Raw genomic sequence first — 4,899 nt, 5'->3', positions numbered from 1 at the left:
CCGTATTAACTTCTACCTGATTCGTGGTCGTATTAAAGAGGAGTAAACCGGTCGCAGGATTTTGAATTTGATCGCGTTGAGTAGTCGTAACACTAGGCAATAGCAAGCCTCTATAAGGATTGCCTGATGTATAAGGGCCTGAACGAACGTCCAGCGAGGCTGAACCGTCTACTGCTCCAGGTGCTGGTCCAATACGAACTTGGGAGTAAGCATTAACACCAAGTAATAATGCAGACAAGGCAATCAAGTGCCTGGTAGAGAACAGATTTGCCATAGGATTAGTAGTTAAAAAAGTTGTAATAAATTAATATGGTATATATTAACGATTCATTTAACGGAAATAGTAAACATTTGTTTAATTGATATGTAGAAAAGTTATCTTACAGGTGTGTAGATGAGAGGAAGACCTGTGACTTGGCTTTATTGAGGTCTTGTTCGCGCCGAGGTAAGGGCTTAGCTCTAACTGAAAGCAAAACGGTGCTACGTAGTAATACAGCAGATAGGCCTAGGTCGCTGGCCGAGTCGCCTATGCAGGAGAGAAGAAAATATAGAAATTACTGATATTGAGCCAGCCCAGGGAGTTGATAAGGTGCGGCTGTTAGTTATCCAGTTGTCAGGAGTAAAATTGCTGAAGTTTTTCCTGGCTACGGTTGAGTCGCATTTTAACCGCGCCAAAGGTTAGTTTGTATTGGTGGGCAATGTCTTCGATGCTTACTTTTCCTGATACTTTAAGCGGAGTAGGGGGTATTCTTCTGAGGTCAGGCTTTCCATCGCACGTTTTACAGACTTCATAATTTCCTGGTGTAAGATAGAGTCCCGGGATTCAGGGAGTATTTACTCTAGTTCCTCATCAATGGGAGTAGTATAAAATCGCTTAGTCAGCCGAATCTACTTAGCGCAAGAATTGTAAGCAATGGAATAGAGCCAGGTCTGGAAAGCATCCAGTTTGTCGAATATGTTAATGAAAATAGCGTGTGTCGAGTCCTGCGTTTTTCAAAATCTCGTGTCATTGACGGGTAGTACCGTTATAGTTTATCAACGTAGCGCTTGTAGAGATTTTCAGAAGTGACTGCATTCAGGAAATTGGTTGACAGTTGAAGATTTAACGCAGAATAAGACCAATGTCATTCCTGCGTTAAATCTTCAACTGCTTGCATAAATAGTTGATGATCAGTTTGATTTCTTCGCTTTTACGGCTTCAACGTTACTTTTGCGACTATCCAGTTCAGTGAGTGCGTTGGTCTGATCTACTTTATTGGTTTCAATATCCTTTTGGAGCTGCTCCAATTCTTTAGCGTTATCGTCGATACGTTTCAGTAATCGTTCTTTTTCTTTGGCATTCTGCTCAATAGATCGTTGTAACTGTTCACCTTTACGAACCAATTTCTGATGATTTTTCTGAGCTTCATCAAAGCCGCTTTCTGCCAGTCGGACTTCCTGATTGTAGATGGAACTGCCTGAAAAGTCCTTTAGCAGGGTTTCCGCAGCCGAATAACCGTTGCCGCCAGTAGTAACATAATTTCCGTTGCCCAGATCGTATGCGGTGAAAATCGTGGCTGACGTACGCGATGTTTTTACGGTGCTGACCAGATTAATTGGCTCGGAAGAAATAGCAGGAATGCTGGCATTCGTAACGCGATACGTACCCCGTGATGAGGCAACCCGGCCGAATTTCTGTAGCTGGCTTTCCCAATCCTTCTCAATCTGTTTGCCATCGCCCTGAATCGTCAGGTAAAGACCTGGTATTTTGGATTTATCGATGGTGTTCTCACCCGCATAAACGGTTTGAGCATACGCTGAGGCAGTCAGGGCTAAATAACAAAGGGTTAATGTGAAGCGTGCTACGGTTTTCATAGTGTATGGGATTTAATCGATTAACTAATTTAATGAGCTGATTCTACTTTTCTGGTAATCAGCAGGCGTTTATCGGTATTTAGCAGAGTGGTTGCCAGAATGTAGATATCACCGCCTTCGCGAAGGTTTAATTTCTTTCGCAGTTCGGCCACTGATTGTGGAAAGTTACGTACTGTCAGGTTAGCTTTCAGGGCTGGTACTTCTGTTTTAAGCGTTTTTACATCAGGTTTCAGGACGGCCTGCAGCCGAAAAACTCTGCCCGGAAAATCAGTACGCAATACGTTACTCGTATACAGATGACTGTTGGGAGCTAGTTTGGTCAGTTCGAATCGCTCGGCTACCAGCCGAAAAGCGCCCGCTTTCAATACCGCTGCATTCGGTTCATAAATGTATTGCTGAGGATCGCCAAATGATACGTTAGCTGTACGCTCTTCATACCATCTGAATGCCATCCTGACGGTCCGATCGGGTAAAAGGTTTACTGCCTGAATCTGGACAGCTTCCAGCGAAATGTTCTGCTTTCCGAGTACAAACAAAACTTCTTTTACCTCCCCCTGAACGGCTACTACGTGGACAGCGTCGACGGCTCCATTCAATTGTCGGACGGTGGCATCTATATCAAGTAACGGCGACGTTTTCAATAAAACCTGATTTGCCTTTTTTAACAATCGGGAGATGGTCTGGGCTTTCGACAGATCAGGTTCACAGTCTTCCAGCCGGATAACCTTACCGCCTTGCTCATCGCGCCGGTGCGGGTCCAGATAAATCCAGTCCGCCGGTTCGGTTAGCCAATCACTGGCTTCATTATCAAGGAGTGACAAGCCATCCGTAGGATAAACTGTTACGTTTGCTACCCCCAGTTGAGTCAGATTATAAGCACTGACTTTAGCCAGCTCTGCGTTACGTTCCACGTATATAACCTGCCCGACGCGCTGGGCAAACGCCCATGTATCAACGCCCATACCGCCCGTCAGATCAAGCAGTACATTCCCACTGACCAGCAATGCTTTGTAATGTGCTGTCCGCTCAGATGAAGCCTGTTCAACTGACAAGGCAGGCGGAAAAATCAACGCGTCATTAGCGTACCAGGTCGGTAATTTTTCGCGGGCTTTTTGCCGGGATGCGATTTGTGCTACCAATCTCTTTAGGTCTAATCCAGCCAGATTTTTACGTAGCAACAAGCCGCGCACATCATTGGTAAGGTGATCGCGAATGAATTCTCGTTCGGCAGCGGAAAGGAAAGTTTGCAAATGGGTATTAATTATGGTTTAATCTCTTTTTAATTTAACGCAGCAGTTAATCAACTGCCGACGTTACAGCAACATACCTTAGCCAATCTTATATGAAACGCGTTAGTCCCCTCAAAACTCTCGCTTACTATAAATCAGCCTATTTGAGTCAGGATTTACCGGCTGGTTTATCCGTCTTTTTAGTGGCTTTACCACTTTGCCTGGGTATTGCGCTGGCTTCGGGCGCTCCTTTATTCTCCGGTCTTGTGGCCGGCATGATTGGTGGAATTGTGGTTGGCCTGCTGTCGGGTTCCGAAGTAAGCGTTAGTGGTCCGGCGGCTGGGCTGGCCGTTATTGTGGCCGATGCCATCGCAAAAATAGGCTCTTACGAAGCATTTCTGGTTGCCGTTGTGCTGGCCGGACTGATACAATTTCTGTTGGGACTTATTAAGGCTGGACGGTTTAGCAGCTTCTTTCCCGACAGCGTGATTAAAGGTATGCTGGTTGCTATTGGTATCGTCATTATTCTGAAACAGATTCCTCACGCTCTGGGACGAGATAATGACTATGAAGGAGAGTTTGAGTTTCAGCAGCTTGCCGACGGCGAAAATACGATTTCTGAAATTTACCGGGCCATCGAAACCGCCAGTCCCGGCGCAGTAATTATCAGCCTGATTTCAATCGCCTTTTTGATTAGTTGGGAACGGATAGCGGGTCGGAGTACGAATGCATTTTTCAAGAATTTTCCATCTGCGCTGGTTGTCGTCATTATTGGGGTGGCGCTGAATGAATTCTTTCGGGTAGCCGTTCCAGAGTGGTATCTGGGCGACACCGCTCATCAGCATATGGTGCAGATTCCGGTCATAGCGCCTGGAAAAAGCGTTTTCTCAATTTTTGATTTTCCTGATTTCAGCATTCTGATGAATCCCCGGGTTTATGGCATTGCTGCAACTATTGCCCTCGTCGCCAGCTTGGAAACCTTGCTCAATCTTGAAGCATCTGACCGGCTTGACTCAGCAAAGCGTGTGTCGTCAACTGACCAGGAATTGATTGCACAGGGCGTTGGTAATATGTTGTCAGGATTAATTGGCGGCTTGCCCGTTACGTCGGTAGTGGTACGTACATCGGCGAATATATATAGCGGAGCCAGAACCCGGATGTCGACAATTGTTCACGGCGTCTATTTAATGCTGGCGGTATTTTTAGGTGGGGCGTTGCTCAACCTGATTCCTTTGTCGTGCCTGGCAGCTCTGTTGATTATGGTTGGTTATAAACTGGCCAAGCCTCAGGTTTTCAAGAAAATATACCAGGATGGCTGGAGTCAGTTTATTCCTTTCATTGTTACGGTGCTTAGCATTGTATTTACCGATTTGCTGATTGGGATTGCGCTGGGTTCGGTTGTTGGTATTATTTACGTACTATATACCAATTTTCAATCGACATTCCGGGTCATCCGCAATGATCGGGACGTAACAATTGAATTCGAGAAAGACCTTTATTTCTTAAGCAAACCCCAGTTGAAGGAAGCTTTAGGCTCGCTCAGTCCCGGCGATAAAGTTGTCGTTGATGGGACAAAGGCACCGTTTATCGATCACGATATTTTCAATATGCTGCACGATTTCAGCGAAACGGCTAAGGTACAGGGGATCGATTATGAGCTACGGAACGTAGTGTTGAGTCGTAGAAAGCGGAAAGGAAAAGAACCGAAAGAAACGTTATTGTCCCAGCAATAGCTGATACGTGTCGGTCGCTTTTTCATGCGTCGGCAGGGTGCTTACTGCGTATAAGCGTACGTACCGAAACCAAAGAAGATTTC

Annotated in this window: 3 protein-coding genes and 1 pseudogene; 1 reads left to right on the top strand and 3 read right to left on the bottom strand. The window is 45.6% G+C overall.

The window, feature by feature from the left end:
* The 3 genes and pseudogenes from ACOJS8_RS03815 to ACOJS8_RS03805 all read right to left on the bottom strand — a co-directional run.
* Positions 1 to 274, bottom strand: a pseudogene (locus ACOJS8_RS03815) (hypothetical protein); the annotation flags it as partial.
* 896 nt (positions 275 to 1,170) lie between these two features.
* Complete coding sequence (locus tag ACOJS8_RS03810) at positions 1,171 to 1,854, bottom strand: hypothetical protein (protein ID WP_420147202.1); 684 nt, start codon at positions 1,852 to 1,854, stop codon at positions 1,171 to 1,173.
* Positions 1,855 to 1,883: 29 nt separating this feature from the next.
* Positions 1,884 to 3,104 (bottom strand): THUMP-like domain-containing protein, encoded by a 1,221-nt coding sequence (locus ACOJS8_RS03805; protein ID WP_420147201.1) that lies wholly within the window; start codon positions 3,102 to 3,104, stop codon positions 1,884 to 1,886.
* A 92-nt stretch (positions 3,105 to 3,196) separates the two neighbouring features.
* Between ACOJS8_RS03805 and ACOJS8_RS03800 the strand changes: the two genes are divergently transcribed.
* Positions 3,197 to 4,816: a SulP family inorganic anion transporter gene (locus tag ACOJS8_RS03800; protein ID WP_420147200.1), complete on the top strand. Its 1,620-nt coding sequence runs from the start codon at positions 3,197 to 3,199 to the stop codon at positions 4,814 to 4,816.
* Positions 4,817 to 4,899: the final 83 nt, after the last annotated feature.

The organism is Spirosoma sp., from assembly GCF_048594605.1.
Taxonomy (GTDB): domain Bacteria; phylum Bacteroidota; class Bacteroidia; order Cytophagales; family Spirosomataceae; genus Spirosoma.
This window is presented reverse-complemented; position numbering and strand designations above follow the sequence as displayed.

Excerpts from the sequence above, each read along its gene's own strand:
- ACOJS8_RS03810 (WP_420147202.1), bottom strand. The coding sequence starts at position 1,854 with ATGAAAACCGTAGCACGCTTCACATTAACCCTTTGTTATTTAGCCCTG.
- ACOJS8_RS03800 (WP_420147200.1), top strand. The coding sequence starts at position 3,197 with ATGAAACGCGTTAGTCCCCTCAAAACTCTCGCTTACTATAAATCAGCC.